Below are 2714 nucleotides of genomic sequence, written 5' to 3'. Positions count from 1 at the left end.
GGGTTCGCGCCGAGTTGCCGCGCTGCTTCTCTAGATGCTCCAGGAATGCCAAGATCAGCGGCGCGTCGAGCCGTTCGATCTCGATCTTCGATGGCTTGAGCTTGAGCCGGCCGGCAGCAAATTGGAGCAACAGCTGGAAGCTCTGCGCGTAAGCCTCGCAGGTATGTTGGCTCGCCCGGCGTTCTTTGGGCAGGTGCTCGCGCAGGAAGCTGCTCAGATAGGGGGCGAGCGCGGTCATGCGGCGCCTCCAATCAGCAATGCCTCGCCGGCCTCGGCGATCTGGCCCATCAGGACCGGTGTCGCCTGCAAGTACCAATAGGTGTCGGTCACGTGGGCGTGGCCGAGGTAGGTGCTGAGCGCCACGATATGGCGGGCGACCGCAGCACGATCGTGGCGGCACTGCTCCAGCGAGCGGACCGCGAAGGTGTGGCGCAGATCGTGGATGCGCGGATCTCGCCCCGAGTACGCGCCCCTGAGATTGGTTCTATCGAGGAGCTGCAGGAAGATGCGTCGCACGGTGTTGTAGGGCAGCGACTGCCCAGCAACCGATACGAAGAGAGCGCGATCTGTGGTGGTCAGCGACCGCCGGGCGACCAGATATCTGTCGAGCGCCAGCCGAGCTGTTGCGTGAAGCGGCAACAGCCGGCTCTTCTGGAACTTGGTCTGCCGGACGACGAGCCCATCGGCAGTCACATCGTCGATCTGCAGCGCCAATGCTTCTGCGATCCGCATGCCGGTAGCGGTGAGCAGGCCGAAGAGCGTTGCGTACATGGTCGGTCTGATCGAGCCCGCCGGCCGGAGTGCCGCCGCAGCGCGAAGCAATCGTGCGATCTCGTCCGCACTATAATATACGGCGGTCGCCGCTTGACGACGGCGTGGCCGAGTGCATCCGCCGCCGGAACCTGATGGCGCGGATTCTCGGCGTGCATCGCCAGCGCGAACCGCCGCACGGTAAGCAACCTGTTGCGGCGCTGCTCCGGTGACGGCGCACGTGCGGCCCATGCCAGGACCCGGGCACTTCTGATGTGCCGGTCGCCGTGCTCTTCGGCGAAGCCGACGTAGCCCCTCAGCAGGATTTGCTGGACGCGGAACTTGAACCCCAGCGACTGCTGCTGGTCCACATATTTGGCAAGATGTTGACTCAGCATCACGCATCTCCCGGCCAGGGCTGCGCGATCTGCAGCAGCATCGTCACGTCGACTTTGGCATAGTGCGCGGTCATGTCCGGCGAACGGTGGCGCAGCACGGCACCAACCGTGTCGAGCGTCGCGCCGCCTCGCAGCATGGCCGTCGCGGCCGAGTGTCGAAGCAGGTTGGCCCCATTCGACGGAGTGGTGATGCCGGCCTTTCGTATTGCACAACGCACAACGTCAGAGACTGCACTCGACCTTGTCAGTGGCCGGATTGGTGCATTCGACATGAAGAAGATTCGACCATCGACGACGTGCGGCCGGGCTTGATCCAGATAAGCAAGCACGGCATCACCGGCGTCTTGCGGCAATGGTAATCTTGTTTCCCGGCGCCCCTTGCCGCGAACCGACAGCGTCGCTTGTTGCCAATCAATATCGGTGAGACGAAGAGAAAGAATGTCGCCGGCCCGCAAACCCAGTCGCGCCAACAGCAGCAGGATCGCCCGATCACGCACGCCAGTCGCCGTGGTCTGATCGCACGTTGCAATCAACACCTCGACATCTGACGAGCCGATGTATCGCGGCAGCGACGACAGGCGCCACTGCGGAATGATTGGCACGGCCTGATCGAGTCCCGCTCGGCACAACCCCCGCGCGCTGAGGAACCGCAAAAATCCTCTCAGCGCCATTGTCATCGTCTTCACATAGGCGAGCGAGACCCGTTTCGTCTCTGCAATGATCACGTTGCGAATGAGCTGGGCATTCCAACTTCGCGGCCTGATGCCAAGCGCCGGGAGCAGCCGCATGACCATGCGACCGTGTCGATCTATTGTCAGCTCTGTGACGCCGCGATGCTGTCGCAGCCAGTCCTGGAACTCGACCACCCGCCGGTCGAGCGTCGGTGATGCGAGCTTCGGCTTGCGCTGGACGATCCCGCGCTCGCCGAGAAACTCGACGAACCGGCGCACCCGCCTCACGTACTTCTCGGACACGCCCTTCTCGCGACGGATGCCGGGGCATCGACAGCGATGCCGAGCGAACCGATCGGTGACACCATCATCGATGTCGGCGACTGCGATCTTGGCCAGCGTCAGCCATTGCGCGAGGTGACGGGCTGCGGCGTCATAGCCGCTCACCGTCAAGCTCGCATGCCCCAACCCCGTCAGGTGTCGTGCGAACTCCGTCACCAGCGGGGCGAGATCGCCCGCGTCCATGCAGCGCTGCCCGTGGCGGTGACTCTCACTCGACTCGGCCATGCGTTGTCTCCCTTTCGTTGCCATCAAGGCAGGAAGGGAGGCCTCAGATTATGCGGAGTGAGGAAGAGGGCACCAGGAACTAAACTGTTGATAACGAAGCGGGTCTCGGATCGAACGGCCGCGCACTCAGCATAATCGTGGGCTCCACATAATTGCGCTTATGTGGTGCACCACATAATAGGAAGGGAATGGAGGGGCTTGCCATGTTGGTACGCGAGCACATGAAAGCCGATCCGTTCTCGGGTGCTGTTTATGTGTTCCGTGCCAAGCGGGCAGACCGGATCAAGCTGATCTTCTGGGATGGTACGGGTTTGTGCCTGTTCGCCAA

At 62.8% G+C, this 2714-nt stretch carries 4 protein-coding genes; 1 reads left to right on the top strand and 3 read right to left on the bottom strand.

Annotated features, from left to right (window positions below):
- The 3 genes from FXB38_RS29695 to FXB38_RS29685 form a co-directional block, all read right to left on the bottom strand.
- Nucleotides 1-238: site-specific integrase (locus FXB38_RS29695; protein ID WP_187435233.1), on the bottom strand; the 238-nt coding region annotated here is incomplete at its 3' end.
- The gene (locus FXB38_RS29690; RefSeq protein ID WP_246230231.1) at nucleotides 235-1002 is read right to left on the bottom strand and encodes a tyrosine-type recombinase/integrase; all 768 of its coding nucleotides are present in this window, start codon (nucleotides 1000-1002) and stop codon (nucleotides 235-237) included. The genes FXB38_RS29695 and FXB38_RS29690, both read right to left, overlap by 4 nt.
- Nucleotides 1003-1147: 145 nt before the next feature.
- Nucleotides 1148-2344, bottom strand: coding sequence for a tyrosine-type recombinase/integrase (locus FXB38_RS29685; RefSeq protein ID WP_246230229.1), 1197 nt, complete (start codon nucleotides 2342-2344; stop codon nucleotides 1148-1150).
- A gap of 230 nt (nucleotides 2345-2574) precedes the next feature.
- Between FXB38_RS29685 and tnpB the strand changes: the two genes are divergently transcribed.
- The coding region (gene tnpB, locus FXB38_RS29680; RefSeq protein WP_148754517.1) for an IS66 family insertion sequence element accessory protein TnpB at nucleotides 2575-2714 on the top strand (140 nt) is incomplete at its 3' end.

This window comes from Bradyrhizobium cytisi, assembly GCF_008123515.1.
GTDB lineage: Bacteria > Pseudomonadota > Alphaproteobacteria > Rhizobiales > Xanthobacteraceae > Bradyrhizobium > Bradyrhizobium cytisi.
This window is presented reverse-complemented; position numbering and strand designations above follow the sequence as displayed.